We start from the raw sequence: 23,198 nt of genomic DNA, 5'->3' as shown, positions 1-23,198 counted from the left end.
GAGGGGTAGCGATGACCACGACACCAGCCGAGCAGGCTGCGATGCGCCGCGCGCTGACGCTCGCGGCGACGCCGGGCGTGCCGCTCGGGCCCAACCCCCGGGTCGGCTGCGTGCTGCTCGACGCCGAGGGTGTGGAGATCGCGGAGGGCTTCCACCGCGGTGCCGGTACGCCGCACGCCGAGGTCGCAGCGTTGACCGAGGCCGGCGAGGCGGCCCGCGGGGCGACGGCCGTCGTCACGCTCGAGCCCTGCAACCACACCGGCCGCACCGGTCCCTGCGTCGAGGCGCTGATCGCGGCGGGCGTGCGCCGCGTCGTCTTCGCCCAGCGCGACCCCAACCCGGAGGCCGCCGGGGGAGCAGCGGCGCTCACCGCGGCCGGCATCGAGGTCGAGGCCGGGGTGATGGAGCCGGTCGCCCGTGGGATCAACCGCGCCTGGACCTTCGCCGTGGAGAACGAGCGCCCGTTCGTGACCTGGAAGTTCGCGACCACCCTCGACGGCCGCAGCGCCGCCGCCGACGGCACCAGCCGCTGGATCAGCGGTGCCGACGCCCGCCGCGACACCCACACCCTGCGTGCGGAGTGCGACGTCCTCCTCGTCGGCACCGGCACGGTCCTCATCGACGACCCGCAGCTCACTGTCCGTGACGAGGTCGACGAGCCCGTCGAGCACCAGCCGCTGCGCGTCGTCATGGGCGAGCGCGACGTCCCCGCCGACAGCCGGATCTTTGACGCCCCGGGCGAGGCCAAGCACCTCGTCACCCGCGACCCGGCGAACGCGCTGCGCCAGCTCCGCGACCAGGGCCGGGTCCACGTGTGGCTCGAAGGCGGCCCCACGCTGGCCGCGGCCTTCCTCAAGGCCGGGCTCGTCGACGAGATCTACGCCTATGTCGCGCCGACCTTCCTCGGGGCCGGCCTCAACGCCGTCGGCGACCTCGGCATCACCACCGTCACCGACCAGCTCCGCTGGCACCTCAAGCGAGCGTCCGTCATCGGCACGGGCGCCGACGCGACTGTCCGCCTCACCCTCCACCCGTCGAAGGAAGGGATCTGATGTTCACCGGCATCGTCGAAGAGCTCGGCACCATCGAGGCCGTCGAGGAGCAGGGCGACGCGATCCGCCTGACCGTCCGGGCCGCCACCGTCCTCGAGGGCACCGGCCTGGGCGACTCGATCGCCGTCAACGGCTGCTGCCTCACCGTCGTGACCAGCGACGCCGGCACCTGGACCGCCGACGTCATGCAGGAGACCCTCGACAAGACCAGCCTGCACGGCGTCACGGTGGGCGACCCGGTCAACCTCGAGCGCGCCGTGACGGTGGAGAGGCGCCTCGGCGGCCACATCGTGCAAGGCCACGTCGACGGCGTCGGGGAGGTGCTGCGACGTACACCCAGCGAGCACTGGGAGGTCGTGGAGATCTCGATCCCCGGCGACTTCGGCCGCTACCTCGTCGACAAGGGCTCGGTCACCGTCGACGGCGTGAGCCTCACCGTCGTCGAGGCGAAGGACGCGAGCTTCACCGTGAGCCTGATCCCCGAGACCCTCGCCCGCACCACCCTCGGCACCCGCCAGCCCGGTGACCGCGTCAACCTCGAGTTCGACGTGATCGCCAAGCACGTCGAGAAGCTCCTCGTCGGCGGTTACCTCGACCGATTCAGCACGAACCACGAGAAGGACCAGGCATGAACGCCGAACCCACCCCAGGACCCATCCGGCTCGACAGCGTCGAGCGCGCCATCGCGGACATCGCCGCCGGCAAGGCCGTCATCGTCGTCGACGACGAGGACCGCGAGAACGAGGGCGACATCATCTTCGCCGCGGCCAAGGCGACCCCGGAGCTGATGGCCTTCACCATCCGCCACTCCAGCGGCGTGATCTGCGTGCCGATGCCCGGCGACATGCTCGAGCGCCTCGAGATCCCGCTGATGACGCCGCACAACAAGGACAAGCTGCGCACCGCCTACACGATCTCGGTCGACGCCCGCGACGGCGTCAGCACCGGCATCAGCGCCGCGGACCGCGCCCACACCGCGAAGGTGCTGGCCGACTCGGCCACCGAGCCGTGGGAGCTCACCCGTCCCGGCCACGTCTTCCCCCTGCGCTACCGCGAGGGTGGGGTCCTCGTACGCCGCGGGCACACCGAGGCAGCCGTCGACCTGGCCAAGCTGGCCGGCCTGACGCCTGCCGGCGTCCTGGTCGAGGTCGTCAACGACGACGGCACGATGAAGCGCGCCCCGGAGCTGCGGGCCTTCGCCGACGAGCACGGGCTCGCGATGATCTCGATCGAGGGCCTCGTCCGCTACCGCCGCCGCCATGAGCTGCACGTCCTGCGTGTCGCCGAGACCCGCCTGCCCACTGCCCACGGTGAGTTCACGGCCTACGGCTACCGCATCACCATCGACGACAGCGAGCACGTCGCGCTGGTGTACGGCGACGTCTCGGGCCCCGAGCCCGTCCTGACCCGCGTGCACTCCGAGTGCCTCACCGGCGACGTCTTCGGCAGCCACCGGTGCGACTGCGGCCCGCAGCTCAACGAGGCGATGAAGCAGATCGTCGCCGAGGGCAGGGGAGTGGTGGTCTACCTCCGTGGCCACGAGGGCCGTGGCATCGGCCTCGTCGCCAAGCTCCAGGCCTATGCGCTGCAGGACGCCGGGCGCGACACCGTCGACGCCAACCTCGACCTCGGGCTGCCCGCGGACGGCCGGCACTACGGCACCGCCACGCAGGTCCTGCGCGACCTCGGCATCGAGTCGGTGCGACTGCTCACCAACAACCCGGACAAGACCACCAGCCTCGAGGAGTTCGGGATCAAGGTCCCCGAGACCGTGCCGCTGGCGATCCACCCGACCCACGACAACATCGACTACCTGCGCACCAAGCGCGACCGGATGGGCCACCTGCTGCCCGACCTGCCGGAAGTCATGACTGAGGAGCTGCACCAGTGAGTGGACATGGAGCCCCCAAGGAGACAGTGTTCGACGCGTCCGGCCTGAAGGTCGCCGTCGTCGCCGCGAGCTGGCACACCGAGGTGATGGACGGCCTGCTGGCCGGCACCGAGCGTGCCCTCGCCGCCCACCAGGTCGCCGACGCGACGATCGTGCGGGTGCCCGGCACGTTCGAGCTGCCCGTCGTGGCGCTCGCCCTCGCGAAGCAGGGCTACGACGCTGTCGTCGCGCTCGGCGTCGTGATCCGCGGCGGCACCCCCCACTTCGACTACGTCTGCACCGCCGCCACCGACGGGCTCAACCGGGTCGCACTCGACACCGGGGTGCCGATCGGCTTCGGCGTGCTCACGTGCGACGACGACCAGCAGGCGCTGGATCGAGCCGGCCTGGAGGGCTCGAAGGAAGACAAGGGCTGGGAGGCGACGTCCGCGGTGCTCGAGACAGCCCGGATCCTGGCGGACCTACGCGCATGACGCCCCTCGGGATGGTCGTGGCGGGCTTGCTGCTGGTCGTCAACGACTTCCGGTTCAACGGGCTCGACCTCATCCCGGACCTGATCGGGTGGGGCATCGTGCTGGGCGGCCTCGCCAAGCTGGCCGGGCGTAGTCCCGGGTTCACCGCGGCGGCGGTCGCCGCGTCGTTCGGGGTCGTGCTGGGCATCCCCCTGCTCGTCGTCGAGGCGGGACGGGGGCTCGTCGCGGCGGAGAGCCTGGTCATCGGGGTCCTCGTATTCGGCACGTGCACCGGCATCAGCGCGGTCGTGGACCGGTCGGACGTGCAGCGCACCGCCAACCTGCTGCGGTGGATCGGCCTGGCGGTGACGCTGACCGCCCTGCTGTCGTCTGCCCTGGGTCGCTCGATCATGGTCACCGCAGACGGCGCGCAGGTGGCCGCAGCGGTGGTCGTCCTGCTCGCGCTCGCCTTCTTCGCGTGGTTCCTCGTCTTCTTGTGGAGCAACCGCAAGGATCCTGCGCTGGGCGCACTCGACGCGCGCACCCAGCCCGAACCCGTGGGGTGAGCGGTGCCGGTCCTCGGACCGGGGCAGGGCGCGGGCGCGTGTGCGCCTAGGCTTGCTGCTCGTGAAGACGTTCGAGGAGCTCTGGGCCGAGCTGAGTGAGAAGGCCGCGACCCGACCCGAGGGTTCGGGCACCGTCCAGCAGCTCGATGCCGGCATCCATGCGATCGGCAAGAAGCTGATCGAGGAGGCCGCCGAGTCCTGGATGGCCGCCGAGCACGAGGGCAAGGACGCCACGGCGCTCGAGATCAGCCAGTTGCTCTACCACGCACAGGTGCTGATGCTTGCCAGCGGACTCACCCTCGACGACGTCTACGCCCACCTCTGAGAAGCCGGTACCTCCCGAGATGACTCTCCGCATCGCCGTACCCAACAAGGGCGCCCTGTCCCAGGCCGCCAGCGAGATCCTGCGTGAAGCCGGCTACCGCCAGCGCACCGACTCCAAGGAGCTCGCGCTCATCGACGCCGACAACGGTGTCGAGTTCTTCTACCTCCGTCCCCGCGACATCGCGTTGTACGTCGGTGAGGGCACGCTCGACGTCGGCATCACCGGCCGCGACCTGCTGCTCGACTCGGGCGCCCACGCCACCGAGTCGATGGCGCTCGGCTTCGGTCGCTCGAAGTTCCACTTCGCCGGTCCGGCCGGGCACTACGACTCGCTCGACCAGCTCGCCGGCAAGCGCATCGCCACGTCCTACGTCGGCGTGGTCGAGGCGTTCCTCGCCGAGCGCGGCATCGACGCCACGGTGACCCGGCTCGACGGCGCCGTCGAGACCAGCATCCAGCTCGGTGTCGCCGACGTCATCGCCGACGTCGTGGAGACCGGCTCGACGCTGCGGGCCGCCGGCCTGGCCACCTTCGGGGAGATCATCCTCGAGTCGGAGGCCGTCCTGATCGCGCGCCAGGGCGCCCAGAACGCTGAGTTCGAGATCTTCCGACGCCGGGTCGAGGGCGTCATGGTCGCCCGCAGCTACGTGATGATGGACTACGACATCGAGCAGTCCAACCTCGACCGCGCCGCGGCACTGGCGCCCGGGCTCGAGGGCCCGACGATCTCGCCGCTCGGCAAGGCCGGCTGGGTCGCCGTGCGGGTCATGGTGCCGCGCGCCGGCTCTCAGCGGCTGATGGACGAGCTCTACGGCCTCGGCGCCCGCGCCATCCTGCTGACCGACATCCACGCCTGCCGGCTCTGACGTCGTCGCCCACATGACCGCGCCCGACGCCCTCTCACTGCCGCACACGTGGCGCCCCTTCGGCGCGCGCATCGCGGTGATCTTCTTCGGCGCGATGCTGGTGCTGATGTGCGTCTTCGCGTGGATCGGCTTCGACCCGGAGATCCGGGCGAAGTTCACGCTGTTCCAGCGCTCGACGATCGTGTTCATCGGCCTGCTCTACGCCGTTGCCGGCTATGCCCTGGCCCGGTCGCGGGTCGTGGCGTCCGAGGCGGGCGTGGTGGTGGTCAACGGCTACAAGCGGCGCGACTACGAGTGGGCCGAGATCATCTCGATCCACCTGCCCGTCGGCGCACCCTGGGCGACGATCGACCTCGCCGACGGCAGCACGACGTCCCTGCTCGCGATCCAGGGCTCCGACGGCGACCGGGCGCGATCTGCGGTCCGCACACTGCGTGCGCTGATCGATCGCTGAACTTCGCGTCGCCGTCACCGCCGCGTCACCGTGAGGTGATGGTGTGCGCGCATGACACTCGGACTTCGCGCCCTCGCGCTCTCCTCGCTCGCCCTCGCCGCCGCGGCCCTGCCGGCGCACGCTGCCCCCGAGGGCTCGCCGGTCGCACCGGACGAGGCCACGCTGTCGGCCTGGTCGGTGCTGCCCGCGGCGACGTACGTCGCGGACAGTGAGCCGAGCGGCCACTGGACGTCGGGCAACGCCGGCGTCCCCGCGCCGTACGCCGCTCAGCCGGTCCAGGGCTTCTCCGGCACCCACGCGCCGGGCGACGGCTCCTTCCTGGTGCTCAGCGACAACGGCTTCGGTGCCAAGGCCAACAGCGCCGACTTCCTGCTCTCGCTGCACCGGATCACCCCCGAGACCGACGCGGCGGACGGTGACGGCGAGACGACGTACGACGAGACGCTCTTCACCTTCAGCGACCCGCACCACCACATCCCGTGGCCGATCTGGCGCGACGGAGCCTGCGCGGACGCCGAGGACCTGCCGGCTGGCTACGCCTGCACGGACGCCGACCGGGTGCTGACGGGCTGGGACTTCGACCCGGAGTCGCTCCAGGTCGCCGACGACGGCACCTTCTGGGTCGGCGAGGAGTTCGGGCCCTTCCTGCTCCACCTCGACGCCACCGGCGAGCTGATCGAGCCGCCGATCCCGACCCCGGGCGTCATGAGTCCCTCCCACCCGACCCTCGGGGACGCGGTGCCCAATCTCGCGAGCTCCAAGGGCTTCGAGGGACTGGCAATCAGCCCCAACGGCACCACCCTGCGGCCGATGCTCGAAGGGGCCACGGCCGAGGACAAGGCGGCGGGACTCGACCATGACCTGCGGATCTACACCGTCCGCAACGGCGCCTACTCTGACGAGTTCCTGCGCTACGAGATGGAGAGCCCCGCCCACGCGCTCGGCGACTTCATCCAGGTCAACAACCACGAGGCGCTGGTCATCGAGCGCGACAACGGCGCGGGTGCGAAGGCCGTGTTCAAGCGGATCTACCTGGTCGACCTGCGCGACACCGACGAGGACGGCTACGTCGAGAAGTGGCTGCTCGTCGACCTGATGGACGTCGCGAACCCGGCTGGCCTCTCGCCGTACGGCGACCCGTTCACCTTCCCGTTCTTCACCATCGAGGACGTCGAGATCCTCGACGCGCGCACCATCGCGGTGATGAACGACAACAACTTCCCGGCGGTCGGGGGCCGGTCCAGCACGGAGCCCGACCAGAACGAGTACGTCGAGATCACCCTGGCCGAGCCGCTGAAGGTGGACCGCCGGCTGCTGCCGGGACGCTGAGCCACTCGGCGGGGAGCGCCCGGATCCCCCAGGTGACGGACAGCTCGTCGCCGGGGGAGCCGGCGGGCGCGAGCGTGACCAGGTCCACGCCGGAGTTGAACGCGTCGGCCGGGGCGGTCATCGGCTCGACTGCGAGCGAGCGGCGCTCCTTGCCCGGCACGTCGTCGGCGCTGTAGAGCAGCAGCCACGGGATCTTGTCGTCGACCCACAGCGCCACCCCGTGCCCGTCGCGCGGATCGCGCAGGGTGGTGGTCGCGATGCCGTCGACGCGCACCAGGTCGCCGTAGGCCTCGTTGAGCTGCACCGCACCGATCGCGCGGCCCGTCCGGAAGTCGTGCTCCTCGTCGACCGGGACGGTCTCGGTCGGGATCAGCCGGTCGTCGGTGAGGACGCGGGTGCCGGCGGGCAACGTCAGCTCGAGGTCGTCGATCGCGCCGTTCCTCGCAGCGCCGACGCTCAGGTAGGGGTGCGCTCCGCAGGCGTACGGCGCCGCCTCGCCACTGAGGTTGGTGGCGGTCTGCGTCACGGTCAGCCCGTCGGCGGACAGGTCGTAGAGCACGTGCAGGTCCACGGCCCACGGATAGCCGGTCTGGGCCATGACCCGGAGCACGAGCGACACCGAGTTGGGGGTGTGCTCCTCCAGCGTCCACGCCGCCCAGCGCGCGAGCCCGTGGGAGGCGTTCGAGCGCTTCGGCTCGGTGAGCGCCAGCTGGAGGTCGCGCCCGCCGAAGGAGAACTTGCCGTCGCGGACCCGGTTGGGCCAGGGCATCAACAGCTGGCCGCGCCCTCCCGGTGACATCTCGTCGGCCGCGAAGCCGTCGACGAGGGGGCGATCGGCGTACGACAACGTGCGCAGCGCGGCGCCGCTCTCGGTGACCACGGCGCGATAGCCGCCCGCCGCGATCTCGAACTGCTCGCCAGAGGGAAACACCATGGCGCCCACCCTAGGATCCAGCGCATGACGCTGCAGCCGCGACCGGTCACTCCCGAGGACGCCGACGCCGTGGCGGCGTTGATGAGACGGATCGCCGCCGACCACCCGACCGGCTTCGAGCTCGCCGCCAGCGAGGTCGTCGAGATCCTCGGCGACTATCCGGGCCTGGTGTTCGAGGGGTGCTGGCTCGACGACGAGGTCGTCGCCTTCACGACCATCCTGCCGAGGACCTCGAGCGAGGGGGTGCACCCCTTCCTGTTCTTCGGCGACGTCGACCCTGCCCACCTGGGACGCGGCATCGGCACCCTCATGCTCGGTCGCGCGGTCGCCGCGGCGCGCGAGATCCATGTGCGGGACGCGCCCGAGGAGTCCATGCGGGTGAACACGCGCGCGCTCGAGGGGCGAGCCGACCAGGCCGACCTCCTGCGCTCCCAGGGCTTCACGCTCGACCGCCACAACTTCTTGATGTTCTCGGCGCTGGACGAGCTGCCCGCCGCGGTGCTGCCGGACGAGCTGGTGCTGAGCACCGTCGATCCCGCCGACGCGGAGGAGCTGCGGACCGCCCACAACCGCGCCTTCGCCGGCTACCCGGGCCACACCGAGACCGATGCGATCAACTGGGCCAACTTCATGGTCACACCCGCCCACGTGCGCAACGACCAGTCCTTCGTGCTGCGCGACCCGGCGCGGGACAACGCGGTGGCGGCCTACGTCTTCGCCCACGAGTACGCCATCGCGCCGTCGGGGGAGCAGGGTCGCGAGGCCTACGTCGCCTACGTCGGCACCCTGCCCGACTACCGCGGACGGGGCCTCGCCACCAACCTGCTCGCCCACACGTTGCACGCCTGCAAGGCCGCGGGCTTCGACACCTCGAGCCTGGACGTCGACACGGCCAACCCGACCGGCGCCCTGGGCATCTACGAGCGAGCGGGCTACGCCGTGCGCTACCGCCAGGACAGCTACGCGTTGGTGGAGTAGACCAGGTCCGCACGCTCGCGGGTGCGCTCGCGGGCGTGCAGCGCGGCCTCGTCGGCTGCCCACTGCTCCCAGTGCGGGGCGAAGTCGTCGCCGTCGCGCGCGAGTGCGCGGGCGCGCCGCACCTCGAGGGGCGCCTCGACCCAGACCAGCGTCGTGATCAGCTCGTCGTACGCCGCTGCGCCGGACCCGACACCGTCGATCACCAGCACGGGGGCGGGCGTGATCGGGTGCGTCTCGGCCCAGCCGTCGGCGTGCCAGTCCCAGCGCCGCCACTGCGACGGCTGACCGGCAGCGAGCGGGCGGAGGACCGCTTCGATCGTCGCGCCCAGGCGGGGGAGCCCGCCCCAGCCCTCGAGCAGCTCGTCGGCGTGCAGGACCTGCGCCCCGGTCAGCCCGACCAACGAGGCCGCCAACGTCGTCTTGCCCGCGCCGGCGGGGCCGTCGATGCAGATCAGCCGGCCTGCGCCCAGCGTGGGTGCGGCGTCGAGGGCATGGGCCAGGACCTCGGCGGCCCGGTCAGTGGGCATGCCCGAGGCCGCGATAGCTCGGCACGGTCTCGACGATCTCCTCGCCGGAGACGAGGTGGACGCGGTTGACGTGCTCGAAGAGCTCGCCGGACTTCGCGTGCCGGAACCAGACTAGGTCGCCGACGGCGAGCATCGCCGCCGGGTGGCCGGTGAGCGGGGTCTGCACCTCGCCCGCGCCCTCCAGCCCCGTGAGGTGCAGCCCGGGCGGTGCCCAGGGCAGCGGCAGGCGGTCGTCGCCGGCCGCACCCGAGGCGACGAACCCGCCACCGTGGACGGTGGCCAGCGTCGGCGACGGCTTGCGGCTCACCCGCAGCCCGAAGAAGGCGGCCGGGCGGGGTGCGAACGACTGGTAGTGGTCGAAGAGGCCGGGGACCAGCAGGCCCGAACCGGCGGCCACCTCGGTGACCGACGGGTCGGCGACCGTGGACTCCACCGATCCGGAGCCGCCGGCGTTGAAGAACTCCAGGTCGGCGACCGGCCGCAGCGCCTCGACGATCGCGCGGCGGCGTACGTCCAGCTGCGCGACCGAGGCCTGCTTGAGCCGGCGCACGACCAGTGACCTGGCGCGTTGCGTCGGCACGTCGTCGGGTACGCCGGCGACCTGGCCCTCGTAGGTCATGACCCCCACCAGGCGGAAGCCGTCGCGGGCCACGACCGTCCGGGCGAGCTCGGCCACGGCGGAGGCGTCGTAGAGGGGGGAGCGCTTCGGCCCGACGTGCTGGTTGCCGAGGCGGAGCCCGGCGTCGACGTCCAGGGCGATGCGGACCTGCACCGCCTTGGACGAGCGCACCGAGTCGACGACGTCGAGGTGTGCCACGTCGTCGACCATCAGGGTCACCGCGGCTGCCGCGGCGGGCGACTGCACGAGATCGACCAGGGCGCCACGATCCACGGTCGGGTAGGCGACCACGATGTCGTCGCTGACACCGCGTTCGTGCAGCACCAGCGCCTCGCGCAGGGTGTAGGCCAGGACGCCGGCGAAGCCCGGGTGGGCCAGGGCACGCTCGATCAGGGCGGGGACGCGCAGCGACTTCGACGCCACCCGGACCGGCTTGCCGGCCGCGCGGCGCGCCAGGTCGGCCGCGTTGGCGTCGAAGGCATCGAGGTCGACGACCGCGATGGGGGTGGCGAGGTGGTCGGCGTGGTGGGCGACCGCGGTGTTGAGGCGCGCCCAGAGGCGGTTGCGCCCGACGAAGTCGGTCACTGGATCCCGCGCCGCTTCAAGAGGGCCTCGATGTCGGCCAGGTCGTCGTCCACCACCGACCCGCCGGGCTCACGCGTCGAGGTGGCCTCGGGCAGGGTCCTGCCGGTCCGGGGGGTGCTCGTCGCCTGCTGCCCGCGGGCGAGCTGGCGGTCGCGGAGATAGCCGGCGAGGACGATCAGGACGATGCCCGAGCCGGCCAGGCCGATGCCGGTCCAGGTGATCGGGTTGAGCACCAGCCCGGTCGCCCAGTCGGTGACCGAGCCGGCGATCTCGGTGAACATCTCCAGCGTGCCGGTCAGCCACGCGGCGACGGGCAGCATCGTGAAGCCGAGGGCTCGCATGCCGCCGGCGATCCCGCGGCGCCGGTAGGACACCCACGTCCACACCAGTCCCAGCACGGTCAGCGTCGCGGCGAGCGCCGCCCAGGTTGCCTCGTCCACGAGTCCAGACTGGCACAGTGGACAATGGGTCCCGTGGAGCGACTCATCCCTGACCCCGGATTCGCGGGCGACACCGGCGCGGCCGACGCGACCCTGGCCGCCGCACTGGCCGCACACGCGCGTGGCACCGCCAGCCACGGCGAGGTGCTGCTGGCAGTCCAGGACGCCCGCCTGCTTGTTCCGGTGGTGGCGATGCTGGGGGAGGTGGAGTACGACGAGCGCGGGCTCGCCCACGACAAGACCAGTGACATGGCAGCAGTGCTGATGCAGGGGGGCGACGGCCGGTTGGCGCTGCTGGCCTTCACCTCCACCGACGCGCTCGCCCGCTGGAACCCCGAGGCCCGGCCGGTGCCCGTGGTCGCGAAGCTGGCCGCGCAGTCGGCGGTGCAGGAGGAGGCGGCCGCGATGGTGCTCGACATCGCCGGGCCGACCACCGTGGTGGTCGAGGGAGACGACCTGATCGCCCTCGCCGCGGGGTGGCGGCTGGCGATGGTGGGGGAGCAGGCGGCGTGGATTGGCCCAGCACCGGAATGATCGGCTAATCTTCGGTGTTGACCGATCAGTCCCGCTTGCGGGGCCGATCCTCCAAGCGGAGACAGCACGTTCGTCTCCCACCCGCATCGACCACTGGTCGTCGGGTTCCGGTCCGGATCAGGCGCAGAATCATTCCACCCGAATTTTCTGCACCTGACGCTGGCTTCCGCTTGGACAAAGCGGGAGCCATTCTTCATTTCGGACCACGTCCGAGGCGGGCAGTGCCTCCCGGGGGGTCGTACAACCACCCAAAATCACTGGAGGACACATCAGCACCGAGCTGCGAATCAACGAGCGGATCCGCGTTCCCGAGGTCCGGCTTGTCGGACCCAATGGCGAGACCGTCGGCATCGTGCCGACCGATCAGGCGTTGAAGCTTGCCCAAGAGGCAGACCTCGACCTGGTCGAGATCGCGCCACAGGGCCGGCCGCCTGTCTGCAAGCTCATGGACTACGGCAAGTTCAAGTACGAGAACGCCCAGAAGGCTCGCGAGGCCCGTCGGAACCAGACGAACGTCATCATCAAGGAGATGAAGCTTCGTCCCAAGATCGACGCGCACGACTACGAGACCAAGAAGGGCCACGTCGTCCGCTTCCTGAAGGCCGGCGACAAGGTCAAGATCACGATCATGTTCCGCGGTCGCGAGCAGCACCGTCCCGAGCTCGGGTTCCGGTTGCTGCAGAAGCTGGCCGAGGACGTCCAGGAGCTGGGCTTCATCGAGTCCTCGCCCAAGCAGGACGGCCGCAACATGATCATGGTGCTCGGTCCGCACAAGAAGAAGGCCGACGCCAAGATCGACGCCGCCGCTGCCAAGGAAGAGAAGATGGCCGAGCGCGCAGCGCTCGTGGCCGCCGAGGACGCCGAGCGCGAAGCAGCCCACGCTGCCGGCCCGGTGGCCGCCAAGAAGGAGCGCGGTCGCTCCGAGAACCTCGACGACGACGTCGAAGCCTGAGTCACGGCTCACGCACGTCGCACGTCGGCACCAAGACATCACAGATCAGAGGAGACAGAGATGCCGAAGAACAAGACGCATTCCGGTGCCAAGAAGCGCTTCCGCGTGACCGGCTCGGGCAAGATCCTTCGCGAGAAGGCTGGCAAGCGCCACAACCTCGAGAAGAAGCCCTCGAAGGTCACCCGTCGTCTGTCGGGCACCGTCGAGGTCGCCAAGGCCGACGTCCCGCGTGCCAAGAAGATGCTGGGTCTCTGAGTCTCCCGACTCTCCCCACTCGCACCCCACAAGTTTTTGATCTAGGAGTTATGAAATGGCACGCGTCAAGCGGGCGGTAAACGCCCAGAAGAAGCGCCGGGTTGTCCTCGAGCGCGCCTCCGGTTACCGCGGTCAGCGTTCGCGCCTGTACCGCAAGGCCAAGGAGCAGGTCACCCACTCGCTGGTCTACAGCTACAACGACCGCCGCAAGAACAAGGGCAACTTCCGCAAGCTGTGGATCCAGCGCATCAACGCCGCTGCCCGCCAGCAGGGTCTGACCTACAACCGCTTCATCCAGGGCCTCAACCTGGCCGGCATCGAGGTGGACCGCAAGATCCTCGCCGAGCTCGCCGTCAACGACGCCCCGGCCTTCGCCGCGCTCGTCGAGGCTGCCAAGGCTGCGCTGCCCGAGGACGTCAACGCGCCCAAGGTCTCCGCCTGAACATGAGCATTCCCCTGACGGTGGGCAACGCCCGCGTCAAGGAGGCTCGCAAGTTGAGCCGCCGCTCGGTGCGAACCGAGCGGCGGCTCTTCCTTGCTGACGGCCCGAAGGCCGTCGAGGGTGCGCTCGCCGTGCCCGACTGCGTGGTCGAGGTCTTCGCCACGCCTGCGGCGTCCGAGACGTACGCCGACCTGCTGGCGCCCGCACGCCTGGTGACCCTGGTCGACGACCGGGCGCTCGCGTCGTTGTCCGACGCCGTCAGCCCGGCCGGCGTCGTGGCGCTGTGCCGCCACCTCGACGTACCCGTCTCCACCGTGCTCGGCGACAGCTCGCCGCTGCTTGAGCAGCGAGCGCCAGCGAGCGAGTCGAAACCAAGGCTCCTCGTCATCTGCGCGGACGTCCGTGATCCCGGCAATGCCGGCACGGTCATCCGCACCGCCGACGCAGCGGGCGCGACGGGCGTCGTGCTGGCCGGTCACTCGGTCGACCTCTACAACCCCAAGACGGTCCGCGCCAGCGTGGGCAGCGTCTTCCACCTGCCGATCGCCCTCGAGCCCGACGCGGCGGCGGCGGTCGCGACCGCGCGCGCGGCCGGCTTCACCGTCCTGGCCGCCGACGGAGCCGGTGACGTGGACCTGTTCGGGGCCGACCTGACCGGGCCCACCGCCTGGCTGTTCGGCAACGAGGCGTGGGGACTCCCCGACGAGCTGGCGGCCCTGGCCGACCACCGGGTCTCGATCCCGATCCATGGCCGCGCCGAGAGCCTCAACCTGTCGACCGCGGCGGCCGTGTGCCTCTACGCCAGCGCCCGGGCGCAGCACCCCACGGTCGAGCGATGATCCTGATCGACCCGCCCGCCGTCGAGCGCTGGGGCCGCACCTGGTCCCACCTCGCGAGCGACGAGTCCTACCAGGAGCTGCACGCCTTCGCACTCGCCATCGGCATCCCCGCCCGCGGCTTCGATCGCGATCACTACGACGTCCCGTCCGAGTCGTACGCCGCAGTGCTGGCGGCCGGGGCAGTGCCGGTGAGCTCCCGCGAGCTCGTGGTGCGGTTGCGCCGAGCCGGGTTGCGGCGGCCCAAGGCCGCGGTGTCCGACTAGTCTGAGCCGGTGTCCCGCATCGACTCGAGGCCCACGCGGCTGCGGTCGCTGGTCGACCTGTATCCCGACGGCATCGTCGGAGCGACCGTCGACGGGGAGATCACCCTCATCAACGACCACGCCGCCCGCCTGCTCGGGATCGACGTGGACGCTGCGACCGGCGCCCACGTCGACGCCGTGCTGAGGCTGCAGGACCAGGACGGCCGCAACTGGTGGCAGGTCAACCAGCCCGAGCGGAGCCTGTCCACACGCACGGCCATCCCCGAGCAGTCGTGGCTGAACACCGACGGCGAAGAGGTCCTGACCACCGCCCGGCTCGTCCGTGAAGCCCCGCGCGAGCCGGTGGTGGGCATCGCCATCGGCATCCGCAGTGGTCGCGGTCGGGCCCGTCTGGACCGCGAGCGCTCCGACCTCGTCGCGACCGTGGCACACGAGCTCCGCTCGCCGCTGACCGGTGTGAAGGGCTTCGTGCAGGCACTGCTCAACCGCTGGGACAAGCTCAACGACGACCAGCGCAAGCTGATGCTGGAGACCGTCAACGCCGATGCCGACCGCCTCGTGCGCCTGATCGCCGAGCTGCTCGACGTCGCTCGCATCGACACCGGCCGGCTGCCGCTCTATCCCCGCGGTTCCGACGCGGTCGCGCTCGCCCAGCGGGTCGTCGACTCGGTCGGCGCCGGCACCAGCCGGGCCATCGAGCTGTCAGCGGTCGACGGACTGCCGGAGATCTTCGCCGACCCCGACAAGTTCACCCAGGTGGTGACCAACCTGGTGGAGAACGCGGTCCGCCACGGCCAGGGGCTGGTGCTGGTGTCGCTGTCGGCCCTGCCCGCCGACGCGCCCTTCACGGGGGTGCGCATCTGCGTGGACGACGAGGGCGAGGGGATCGCCAAGGAGATGCGCAACCGCATCTTCACGAAGTTCTGGAAGCACGGCGCCAGCGGCGGGTCCGGGTTGGGGATGTACATCGTCGGCGGGCTCACCCGCGCCCACGGCGGATCGGTCTTCGTGACCGAGGCCCCCAGGGTCGGCGCCCGCGTGGTGGTCGACTGGCCGTCGGAGGACCTGCGTCCGGGCTGAGGTCACTCAGTCGTGGCGAGCGTGGCCCCGAGGCCGATCATCATCACGCCGCCGGCGGTGCCCATCGCGTCCAGCCGCTGAGGCTTGCGGGCGAACCACTCGCGTGCCCGGCTCGCGGCCAGGGCCCAGACCGAGTCGGAGGCGACGGCCATCACCGCGAACAGGGCGCCGAGGAAGGCGATCTGCGCACCGACGTGACCTGCCGCGGCGTTGGTGAACTGCGGCAGGAACGCCACGAAGAAGACGATGGTCTTGGGGTTGGTGGCGCCCACGACGAAGCCGGTGCGCAGCGCCGCGCTCGTCCGCTCCGGCAGCCGCTCGCCGAGCTCGAGAGCCAGCCGGGCGTCGCCGCGGTGCCGGATGGCCTGGATGCCGAGCCACACGACCCAGCCCGCGCCGACGACCTTGAGCACGGTGTACGCCGCTGCGCTGGCCGCCACGACGGCACCGAGCCCGAGCGCCACGGCGACGACCTGGGCGAGCAGCCCCAGCGCGTTGCCGAGCACCGACAGGAGGGCCGCACGACGACCCACCGTGAGGGCGCGCCCGATCGTGAACAGCAGGCTCGGCCCCGGCACCTGGATGAACAGGATCGAGGCGAGCGCGAAGGCGAGCAGCTGGCTGGTGGTGGGCACCAGCCAAGGGTAGGGCCGCGGGCGCCGTACGAGAATCCGATTCCGGGGCCGTATCTGCACACAACCTTCACGAGTCGTCCCCGTCTCCTGCGCAGCTGCACTCCTAAGGTCAGGACATGAGCGGACAACGGGTGCTGGTGGTCGAGGACGACCGGGTCATCAACGACCAGGTGACCGAGCGGCTTCGCGCCGAGGGCTACCTCGTGACCCAGGCCTTCGACGGCCCGTCCGCTGTGGAGCTCGCAGCCGGGACCGAGCCGGCCGTGGTGCTGCTCGACGTGATGCTGCCGGGGTTCGACGGACACGAGGTGTGCCGGCGGATCCAGGCCGAGCGCCCGGTCCCGGTGCTGATGCTGACGGCCCGCGACGACGAGGCGGACATCCTCGTCGGGCTCGGTGTCGGCGCCGACGACTACCTCACCAAGCCGTTCCGGATGCGCGAGGTCGTGGCCCGGGTCGCGGCCCTGCTGCGCCGGGTCGAGCGCGCGGCCGAGCTGGCGGCGACCACCGCTCACCGTTCGCCGCTGGTCCAGGGCGCGCTCAGCGTCGACCCGGGCACGCGACGTACGACCATCGGCGACGCCGAGGTGCACCTCACCCCGACGGAGTTCGACCTGCTCGTCTGCCTGGTCAGCAGCCCCGGCCAGGTGCTGACCCGCGAACGGCTGCTCGCCGACGTCTGGGACTGGGGCGAGGCCACGCTCAACGGCGTGGCGACACGCACCGTGGACAGCCACGTCAAGGCGCTGCGGCAGAAGCTCGGCGCCGGCTGGATCCGCACGGTGCACGGCGTGGGCTACGCCCTCGAGGTGCCGGCGTGAAGGCACTGCTCGACGCGGTCACCAGCATCAAGGTCAAGCTCGGTGCGCTGGTGGCGGTCTCGGTTGTCGTGGTTGCGCTGCTGGCCACCCTCGGGTCGTCGGCGGGCGTGCCCGTGTGGCTGACGCTGCCGGTCGCGGTGCTGCTGACGCTCGGGGTGACCCAGCTGCTCGCGGCCGGCATGGTTGCGCCGTTGCGCTCGATGACCGAGGTCGCGCAGCGGATGGCTCGCGGTGACTACACCGGTCGCGTCCACACGACGTCCACCGACGAGGTCGGCCGGCTGGCCGCCGTCTTCAACCAGATGGCGGGCGACCTCGCCCTGGTCGAGGCCGAGCGGCGCGACCTGATCGCCACGGTCTCCCACGAGCTACGCACGCCGCTGGCCGCGATGATCGCCGTCCTGGAGAACCTCGCCGACGGTGTGGTCCCGGCCGATGCCGCCCACCTCGACGGCGCGCTCGCCCAGGCCGAGCGCCTGCGCCGCCTGGTCGCCGACCTGCTGGAGCTGTCGCGGCTCGAGGCGGGCGTGACCCGGTTGCAGGACACCGACGTCGCCGTCCGCCCGCTCGTGACCGACTGCCTCGGTGAGGTCAGCGCCGCCGGCCGCACGGGTGAGTTCGACGTCGCCGTACCCGAGGAGCTGGTCGTGCGTGCCGACGAGGCGCGGCTGCGCCAGCTGCTCGTCAACGTCCTCGACAACGCCGCGCGGCACGCGCCCAACGGTTCCCCGGTCCGGATCGACGCCGGTCGTACGCCGACCGGCTGGTGGCTCACGGTCGCCGACCGTGGCCCCGGGGTCGACCCGTCCGACCGGGAGCGGGTGTTCCAGCGCTTCGGCACCGACCCCAGCGGTGGCGGCACGGGGCTCGGCCTCGCGGTCGCCCGCTGGGTGGCGCAGCTGCACGGCGGCACCCTCCGATTCACCGATCCTGCCCCGGGCCGGTCCGGGGCGTTGCTCCGGCTCGAGCTGCCCGACCTGTCGAGCCCGCCCGAGGAGGCGACCATGACTGCTCCGACCACACCACCGGCACCCTCCGTGCCGCCGACCTACACGCCGCTGCCGGTCGAGGCACCGACCCCGCCGCCCGGGATGGACTCCTTCTTCGGGGCGTTCTGGCCCGAGCGGCCCGGTCTCGCCGGCCTGCGCGTGGTGGTGGCGTCCGTCCTGGTCGGGGTCCTGGCGGGTGCCACGATGACCTTCACCGCGCCCGGCCTCTCGTGGGTGCTGGTGCTGTTGGCGGCCGGCACGGCGACGTACGTCACGGCACGGCACCGCCGCAACGCGTTCACGATCGGCTGCACGGTGCTCGCCTCGCTGCTCGTGCTGCCGCTGATGCTGCGCGACGCCGAGGGGATCGCGCTGCTGGGCGTCTTCGCCGCCGCCGGGGTGTTCCTCATCGGGGTCACGGACGCGCGGACCCCGGCCGGTTTCCTGCTCTCCGGGATCTCCTGGCCGCTGTCGTCCTTGCGCGGACTGCCGTGGTTCGGTCGGGCACTGCGCGTCGTCGGCACCGGCGGCCGCACACCCGCGATCGTGCGCACGGTCGTGGTCTCCCTGCTCGCGCTGGGCGTCTTCGGCGCCCTCTTCGCCTCGGCCGACGCGCTGTTCGCGACCTGGATCGACGCGTTGGTGCCGACCCTGAGCTTCAACGACCTCGTCACCCGCGTCTTCGTCGGCTGCCTGGTCTTCGCCGTCACGCTCGCCGCGGCCTACCTCGCGCTGAACCCGTCCCGCGTCGAGCCCCCGCGCCGTGTCGTCGAGGCCCTCGGCAACCGCTTCGAGTGGCTGGTCCCGGTGCTGCTGGTCGACGCCGTCTTCGTGCTGTTCCTGGTCGCCCAGGCCACCGCCGTCTTCGGCGGGCACGACTACGTCGAGCGGACGACCGGCCTGACGTACGCCGACTACGTGCACCAGGGCTTCGGACAGCTGACCATCGCGACCGTGCTCACGCTGTTCGTCGTGTGGGCGGCCGCGCGCAAGGTGAGGGACGCGCCGACCGACCGGCGCTGGATGCGGGCCTCCCTCGGGCTGCTCTGCGTGCTGACGCTCGTCGTCGTCGGGTCGGCGCTGCACCGGATGAGCCTCTACCAGGAGGCGTACGGCTTCACCACGCTGCGACTGACGGTCGACGTGTTCGAGGGCTGGCTCGGGGTCGTGGTGTTGCTCGTCATGGTCGTCGGCGGTCTGGGGCACGGCCGCTGGCTACCGCGGATCGCGCTCGTCACCGGTGCCGTGGCCGTGCTCGGGCTCGCCGCAGTCAACCCGGACGCCTGGGTGGCCGGGCGCAACCTCGACCGCTACGAGGCGACGGGTCAGGTGGACCTCGTCTACCTGCAGGGGCTCTCGGCCGACGCGGCGCCGGTCATCGCCGAGGGACTGCCTGCCGACGTCGCGGCCTGCGTGCTCCGAGACCTGCCCGGCAACCAGCGCAGCGCGGAGAACGACGACGCCCTCGGCTGGAACCTCGGGCGAGCGCGCGCCGAGGATGCGCTCGCCGGCCTGGACCTCGACGCGACCCGACCGGACGCCGCGGGGGACCCCTGCGGACCGATCATGGACGCCTACACCGCGGACCCAGCGGGGTAGAGTTGGCGCCGTGAACCACAGCCAGCGATTTCTGCGCCCCGGACCCGCACGGTGTCCGGGGGCCCGTCGATCCGCCTGATCGACACCTGCGTCTCGCAGTGCTCCTGAACGTCGCCGGGTCCGGGGAGAAACCCCGTCCGACCCACTTCTAGAATCGCGCCGTCCACCCGAGGCGCAAGGAAAGGGAGCCATGTCCGGCCCCAACACTGACTACGACCCTGTCGAGGTCACCCCGCTCAAGGCCGAGGAGGTCGAGCGGATGCGCGACGAGGCGCTGGTCGCCATCGCCGCTGCCGCCGACCTCGACGAGCTCAAGCAGGTCCGGCTCGACCACGCCGGCGACCGCTCGCCGATCGCGCTGGCCAACCGTGAGATCGGCGCGCTGCCCCCGCAGGCGCGCAAGGAGGCCGGTGCCCGCGTCGGCCAGGCCCGGGGCGCGATCAACAAGGCGCTCGGCGAGCGCAGCGCTGTGCTCGAGGAGGAGCACGAGGCGCGGATGCTGGTCGAGGAGAGCGTCGACGTCACGCTGCCCACCGACCGTCGCAGCCGTGGTGCCCGACACCCGATCACGACCTTCTCGGAGCGGCTCGCCGACATCTTCCTGGCCATGGGCTGGGACGTCGCCGAGGGGCCCTGGGTCGAGGCCGAGTGGCTCAACTTCGACGCCCTCAACATGGGTGCCGACCACCCCGCCCGCACGATGCAAGACACCTTCTGGCTCGAGCCCGCCGAGGCCGCGCTGGTGCTGCGCACCCACACCTCGCCGGTCCAGGCGCGCACGATGCTGACCCAGGAGCCGCCGATCTACGTCGTGTGCCCGGGCCGGGTCTACCGCACCGACGAGGTCGACGCGACGCACTCGCCGGTCTTCCACCAGATCGAGGGCCTCGTCGTCGACAAGGGCATCACCATGGCCCACCTCAAGGGCACGCTCGACCACATGACGACCGCGCTGTTCGGCGAGGGCATCACCACCCGCTTCCGGCCGTCCTACTTCCCCTTCACCGAGCCGTCGGCCGAGATGGACATGGTCTGCTTCGTGTGCCGCGGGGTCGACTCCGATGCCTGTCGCACGTGCCGCGGCGAGGGCTGGATCGAGCTCGGCGGCTGCGGCGTGGTCAACCCGCGCGTGCTGACCGCCTGCGGCATCGACCCGGAGGTCTACTCCGGCGTCGCGTTCGGCTTCGGCATCGACCGGATGCTGATGTTCCGCCACAACGTGACAGACCTGCGCGACGTCTTCGAAGGTGACGTCCGCTTCGCCAGTGCGTTCGGGACGGAGATCTGAGATGAAGGCGTCACTTTCCTGGATTCGCGAGTACGTCGACCTGCCGGCCGACGTCACGCTGGACAAGCTAACCGAGCGGCTGACGATGCTCGGGCTCAAGCTCGAGGCCGTCACCAACCCGGCCGATGCGATCACCGGCCCGCTGGTGGTGGGCCGCGTGCTCACCATCGAGAAGGAGCCGCAGAAGAACGGCAAGGTCATCAACTGGTGCAGCGTCGACGTGGGCGACGCCAACGGCACGGGGGAGCCCCAAGGGATCATCTGCGGCGCGCACAACTTCGTCGAGGGCGACCTCGTCGTGGTCTGCCTGCCCGGCGCTGTGCTGCCCGGTGACTTCGTGATCAGCGAGCGCAAGACCTACGGCCACCTCTCCGCCGGGATGATCTGCTCGGCCGCCGAGCTCGGTCTCGGTGGGGACCACGACGGCATCATCGTGCTGCCGGCCGACGCCGGTGCCCCCGGGGACGACGCGTTCGGCGTGCTCGGCATGGACGACCCGGTCATCGAGTTCGAGATCAACCCGGACCGGGCCTACGCCTTGTCCCTGCGGGGGATCGCGCGCGAGGCCGCGCTCGGCTTCGAGCTGCCGTTCACCGACCCGGCTGCGCGCTCGACTCCCGCCGCGGACGACGCCGGCCACCCCGTCGTGGTCGAGGACTCCGAGGGCTGCCCGGTCTTCGTGGCGCGCACGGTCAGCGGCTTCGACCCGACGGCCCTGACACCGGCGTGGATGGCTACCCGGCTCGAGCAGAGCGGCATGCGTCCGATCAGCCTGGGTGTCGACATCTCCAACTACGTCATGCTCGAGCTCGGCCAGCCCAACCACTGCTACGACAAGGCCAGGCTGGCGGGCCCGATCCGAGTTCGGCGCGCGACGGCGGGTGAGAAGCTCACCACGCTCGACAGCGTCGTGCGCCAGCTCTCCGAGGCCGACCTGCTGATCGCGGACGACAACGGGGCGATCGGCATCGCCGGCCTGATGGGCGGGGAGAGCACCGAGCTCTCCGAGACCACGACCGACATCGTCGTCGAGGCGGCCCACTTCGACCCGGTCACGGTCTTCCGTGCGGGCAAGCGCCACAAGCTCCACTCGGAGGCGTCGAAGCGCTTCGAGCGCGGCGTCGACCCGTTGCTGCCGCAGGCGGCTGCCGACCGCGTCGTCGAGCTGCTCGTCGAGCTCGGTGGCGCCACGGCCGACGCGGGCACGACGGTGGTCGGCACGGCTCCGGCGCCGGTCTCGATCACCATCCCGGTCGACCTGCCGGCCCGGATCAGCGGCATCGACATCGCGGCCGAGACCACGCTCGCCCACCTCGCCGCCGTCGGCTGCGACGTCTCGCTCGACGGCGAGACGCTCACCGCGGTGGCGCCCTCGTGGCGCCCCGACGTGACCGACCCCTACGACCTTGTCGAGGAGGTCGTGCGGATCGTCGGCTACGACCAGGTCCCCTCCGTGCTGCCGCCGGCCCCGGCCGGGCGCGGTCGCAGCGAGTCCCAGCGGTTGCGCCGCCGGGTCGGGCTCACGCTCGCCGGGGAGGGACTGGTCGAGACCATCAGCTATCCCTTCGTCGGCGAGGCCGACTGGGACCGGCTCGACCTGCCGGCGGACGACGACCGCCGTACCGCACTGCGCGTCGTCAACCCGCTCAACAACGAGGAGCCGCTGCTCGCCACGACGCTGCTGCCGGGGCTGCTCAAGGCCCTGGCCCGCAACGTCGGGCGGGGCAACACCGACGTGGCGCTGTTCGAGACCAGCCTGGTGTTCGCACCGACCGGCGACGAGCGGGCCCCGATCCTCGGTGTCGACCGGCGTCCGACGGACGAGGAGTGGGCCAGCATCGAGAAGGCCGTGCCCCGGCAGCCGATGCACCTGGCGATCGCGCTGACCGGCCACGCCGAGGAGGCGGGCTGGTGGGGCGAGGGCCGCAGCGCGTCCTGGTCCGACGCCATCGGCACCATCCGCACCCTGGCCACGGAGCTCGGCGTCGAGCTCGAGGTCGCCTCCACCACCCGCGAGCCCTGGCACCCCGGCCGGTGCGCGGAGCTGCGGATCGGCGAGCGCGTCATCGGGCACGCGGGCGAGCTGCACCCGAAGGTGTGCAAGGCGTACGGCGTCCCGGCCCGCTCGGCCGTGGCGGAGATCGACCTCGACGCCCTGCTGGAGCACGCGACCACCGTCGTGTCGGGCCCGCGGTTCTCGTCCTACCCGGTCGCGAAGGAGGACGTGGCGCTGGTCGTCGACGCCTCCGTCCCGTCCGCAGCGGTCGAGGCGGCCCTGCGTGAGGGAGCCGGCGAGCTGCTGGAGTCGATCCGGCTCTTCGACGTCTTCACCGGCGACCAGGTCGGCGAGGGCAAGAAGTCGCTGGCCTACGCCCTGCGCTTCCGTGCCGCCGACCGGACCCTCAAGGAGGGCGAGGCATCCGCCGCCCGCGACGCCGCCGTCGCGCTCGCCGCGGAGCGGACCGGCGCGGTCCAGCGCTGACC

Annotated in this window: 26 protein-coding genes; 21 read left to right on the top strand and 5 right to left on the bottom strand. The window is 71.5% G+C overall.

What is annotated here, in order from left to right:
* The first annotated feature begins 11 nt into the window (after positions 1–11).
* The 9 genes from ribD (at position 12) to C9J87_RS15215 (ending at position 6,934) form a co-directional block, all read left to right on the top strand.
* Positions 12–1,052, top strand: a complete 1,041-nt coding sequence (gene ribD, locus C9J87_RS15255) for a bifunctional diaminohydroxyphosphoribosylaminopyrimidine deaminase/5-amino-6-(5-phosphoribosylamino)uracil reductase RibD (RefSeq protein ID WP_232820073.1) — start codon at positions 12–14, stop codon at positions 1,050–1,052.
* A complete protein-coding gene (locus tag C9J87_RS15250; RefSeq protein WP_010833167.1) occupies positions 1,052–1,684 on the top strand; it encodes a riboflavin synthase in 633 nt (210 codons plus the stop codon). The genes ribD and C9J87_RS15250 overlap by 1 nt, the downstream gene beginning before the upstream one ends.
* Positions 1,681–2,943, top strand: coding sequence for a bifunctional 3,4-dihydroxy-2-butanone-4-phosphate synthase/GTP cyclohydrolase II (locus C9J87_RS15245; RefSeq protein WP_010833166.1), 1,263 nt, complete (start codon positions 1,681–1,683; stop codon positions 2,941–2,943). The genes C9J87_RS15250 and C9J87_RS15245 overlap by 4 nt, the downstream gene beginning before the upstream one ends.
* The gene (ribH, locus tag C9J87_RS15240) at positions 2,940–3,416 is read left to right on the top strand and encodes a 6,7-dimethyl-8-ribityllumazine synthase (protein ID WP_107705955.1); all 477 of its coding nucleotides are present in this window, start codon (positions 2,940–2,942) and stop codon (positions 3,414–3,416) included. The genes C9J87_RS15245 and ribH overlap by 4 nt, the downstream gene beginning before the upstream one ends.
* On the top strand, positions 3,413–3,961 hold the full coding sequence (locus C9J87_RS15235) for a hypothetical protein (protein ID WP_157953224.1): 549 nt from the start codon (positions 3,413–3,415) through the stop codon (positions 3,959–3,961). The genes ribH and C9J87_RS15235 overlap by 4 nt, the downstream gene beginning before the upstream one ends.
* A 61-nt stretch (positions 3,962–4,022) precedes the next feature.
* Positions 4,023–4,286: a phosphoribosyl-ATP diphosphatase gene (locus C9J87_RS15230; protein WP_036492870.1), complete on the top strand. Its 264-nt coding sequence runs from the start codon at positions 4,023–4,025 to the stop codon at positions 4,284–4,286.
* A 19-nt stretch (positions 4,287–4,305) separates the two neighbouring features.
* Entirely contained in the window at positions 4,306–5,151 is an 846-nt protein-coding gene (gene hisG, locus C9J87_RS15225) for an ATP phosphoribosyltransferase (protein ID WP_010833162.1), read from the top strand.
* 13 nt (positions 5,152–5,164) lie between these two features.
* Positions 5,165–5,605 carry a PH domain-containing protein gene (locus C9J87_RS15220; RefSeq protein WP_010833161.1) on the top strand — a complete coding sequence of 147 codons (441 nt, stop codon included), beginning with the start codon at positions 5,165–5,167 and terminating at the stop codon, positions 5,603–5,605.
* A 51-nt stretch (positions 5,606–5,656) separates the two neighbouring features.
* The gene (locus C9J87_RS15215) at positions 5,657–6,934 is read left to right on the top strand and encodes an esterase-like activity of phytase family protein (RefSeq protein ID WP_107705953.1); all 1,278 of its coding nucleotides are present in this window, start codon (positions 5,657–5,659) and stop codon (positions 6,932–6,934) included.
* Here the strand turns inward: C9J87_RS15215 and C9J87_RS15210 are convergent.
* Complete coding sequence (locus C9J87_RS15210; RefSeq protein ID WP_107705952.1) at positions 6,882–7,868, bottom strand: aldose 1-epimerase family protein; 987 nt, start codon at positions 7,866–7,868, stop codon at positions 6,882–6,884. The two genes, C9J87_RS15215 and C9J87_RS15210, sit on opposite strands and share 53 nt — an antisense overlap.
* A gap of 24 nt (positions 7,869–7,892) precedes the next feature.
* On the opposite strand from C9J87_RS15210, the gene C9J87_RS15205 reads away from it, so the two are divergent.
* The gene (locus C9J87_RS15205; RefSeq protein WP_107705951.1) at positions 7,893–8,846 is read left to right on the top strand and encodes a GNAT family N-acetyltransferase; all 954 of its coding nucleotides are present in this window, start codon (positions 7,893–7,895) and stop codon (positions 8,844–8,846) included.
* On the opposite strand, the gene C9J87_RS15200 is transcribed toward C9J87_RS15205, so the two are convergent.
* Genes C9J87_RS15200 through C9J87_RS15190 form a run of 3 tightly spaced genes read right to left on the bottom strand, consistent with a single transcriptional unit; the run spans position 8,828 to position 11,017 of the window.
* Positions 8,828–9,373: a nucleoside/nucleotide kinase family protein gene (locus C9J87_RS15200; protein WP_107705950.1), complete on the bottom strand. Its 546-nt coding sequence runs from the start codon at positions 9,371–9,373 to the stop codon at positions 8,828–8,830. The genes C9J87_RS15205 and C9J87_RS15200 overlap by 19 nt on opposite strands.
* On the bottom strand, positions 9,363–10,577 hold the full coding sequence (locus C9J87_RS15195) for an amino acid deaminase/aldolase (protein WP_107705949.1): 1,215 nt from the start codon (positions 10,575–10,577) through the stop codon (positions 9,363–9,365). Before C9J87_RS15195 ends, C9J87_RS15200 begins: the two co-directional genes overlap by 11 nt.
* Positions 10,574–11,017, bottom strand: coding sequence for a hypothetical protein (locus C9J87_RS15190; protein WP_010834687.1), 444 nt, complete (start codon positions 11,015–11,017; stop codon positions 10,574–10,576). Before C9J87_RS15190 ends, C9J87_RS15195 begins: the two co-directional genes overlap by 4 nt.
* Positions 11,018–11,041: 24 nt before the next feature.
* On the opposite strand from C9J87_RS15190, the gene C9J87_RS15185 reads away from it, so the two are divergent.
* The 7 genes from C9J87_RS15185 to C9J87_RS15155 all read left to right on the top strand — a co-directional run bounded on the left by C9J87_RS15185 (position 11,042) and on the right by C9J87_RS15155 (position 15,382).
* Positions 11,042–11,551 carry an SseB family protein gene (locus tag C9J87_RS15185; protein WP_036491482.1) on the top strand — a complete coding sequence of 170 codons (510 nt, stop codon included), beginning with the start codon at positions 11,042–11,044 and terminating at the stop codon, positions 11,549–11,551.
* A gap of 253 nt (positions 11,552–11,804) precedes the next feature.
* Positions 11,805–12,503 (top strand): translation initiation factor IF-3, encoded by a 699-nt coding sequence (infC, locus tag C9J87_RS15180; protein WP_084622943.1) that lies wholly within the window; start codon positions 11,805–11,807, stop codon positions 12,501–12,503.
* Between the two features lie 60 nt (positions 12,504–12,563).
* A complete protein-coding gene (rpmI, locus tag C9J87_RS15175; protein WP_010834690.1) occupies positions 12,564–12,758 on the top strand; it encodes a 50S ribosomal protein L35 in 195 nt (64 codons plus the stop codon).
* Between the two features lie 55 nt (positions 12,759–12,813).
* Complete coding sequence (gene rplT, locus C9J87_RS15170; protein ID WP_010834691.1) at positions 12,814–13,200, top strand: 50S ribosomal protein L20; 387 nt, start codon at positions 12,814–12,816, stop codon at positions 13,198–13,200.
* Positions 13,201–13,202: 2 nt separating this feature from the next.
* A complete protein-coding gene (locus C9J87_RS15165; protein ID WP_107705948.1) occupies positions 13,203–14,039 on the top strand; it encodes a TrmH family RNA methyltransferase in 837 nt (278 codons plus the stop codon).
* On the top strand, positions 14,036–14,302 hold the full coding sequence (locus tag C9J87_RS15160) for a DUF4031 domain-containing protein (RefSeq protein ID WP_010834693.1): 267 nt from the start codon (positions 14,036–14,038) through the stop codon (positions 14,300–14,302). Before C9J87_RS15165 ends, C9J87_RS15160 begins: the two co-directional genes overlap by 4 nt.
* A gap of 9 nt (positions 14,303–14,311) precedes the next feature.
* A complete protein-coding gene (locus C9J87_RS15155) occupies positions 14,312–15,382 on the top strand; it encodes a sensor histidine kinase (protein ID WP_010834694.1) in 1,071 nt (356 codons plus the stop codon).
* Positions 15,383–15,384: 2 nt separating this feature from the next.
* Here the strand turns inward: C9J87_RS15155 and C9J87_RS15150 are convergent, their stop codons facing one another.
* Positions 15,385–16,017, bottom strand: a complete 633-nt coding sequence (locus tag C9J87_RS15150; protein ID WP_010834695.1) for a LysE family translocator — start codon at positions 16,015–16,017, stop codon at positions 15,385–15,387.
* 116 nt (positions 16,018–16,133) lie between these two features.
* Between C9J87_RS15150 and C9J87_RS15145 the strand changes: the two genes are divergently transcribed.
* From C9J87_RS15145 to pheT, 4 genes are all read left to right on the top strand, one after another.
* On the top strand, positions 16,134–16,838 hold the full coding sequence (locus C9J87_RS15145) for a response regulator transcription factor (protein ID WP_010834696.1): 705 nt from the start codon (positions 16,134–16,136) through the stop codon (positions 16,836–16,838).
* Positions 16,835–19,426, top strand: coding sequence for a DUF4153 domain-containing protein (locus tag C9J87_RS15140; RefSeq protein ID WP_157953223.1), 2,592 nt, complete (start codon positions 16,835–16,837; stop codon positions 19,424–19,426). The genes C9J87_RS15145 and C9J87_RS15140 overlap by 4 nt, the downstream gene beginning before the upstream one ends.
* 190 nt (positions 19,427–19,616) lie before the next feature.
* Complete coding sequence (gene pheS, locus C9J87_RS15135; protein WP_010834698.1) at positions 19,617–20,714, top strand: phenylalanine--tRNA ligase subunit alpha; 1,098 nt, start codon at positions 19,617–19,619, stop codon at positions 20,712–20,714.
* 1 nt (position 20,715) lies between these two features.
* On the top strand, positions 20,716–23,196 hold the full coding sequence (gene pheT, locus C9J87_RS15130; RefSeq protein WP_107705946.1) for a phenylalanine--tRNA ligase subunit beta: 2,481 nt from the start codon (positions 20,716–20,718) through the stop codon (positions 23,194–23,196).
* The last annotated feature ends 2 nt before the right edge of the window (positions 23,197–23,198 follow it).

The organism is Nocardioides allogilvus, from assembly GCF_003047285.1.
Lineage (GTDB): Bacteria > Actinomycetota > Actinomycetes > Propionibacteriales > Nocardioidaceae > Nocardioides > Nocardioides allogilvus.
Note: the sequence above shows the minus strand (reverse complement) of the source record. Positions and strands in the feature narration are given on the sequence as shown.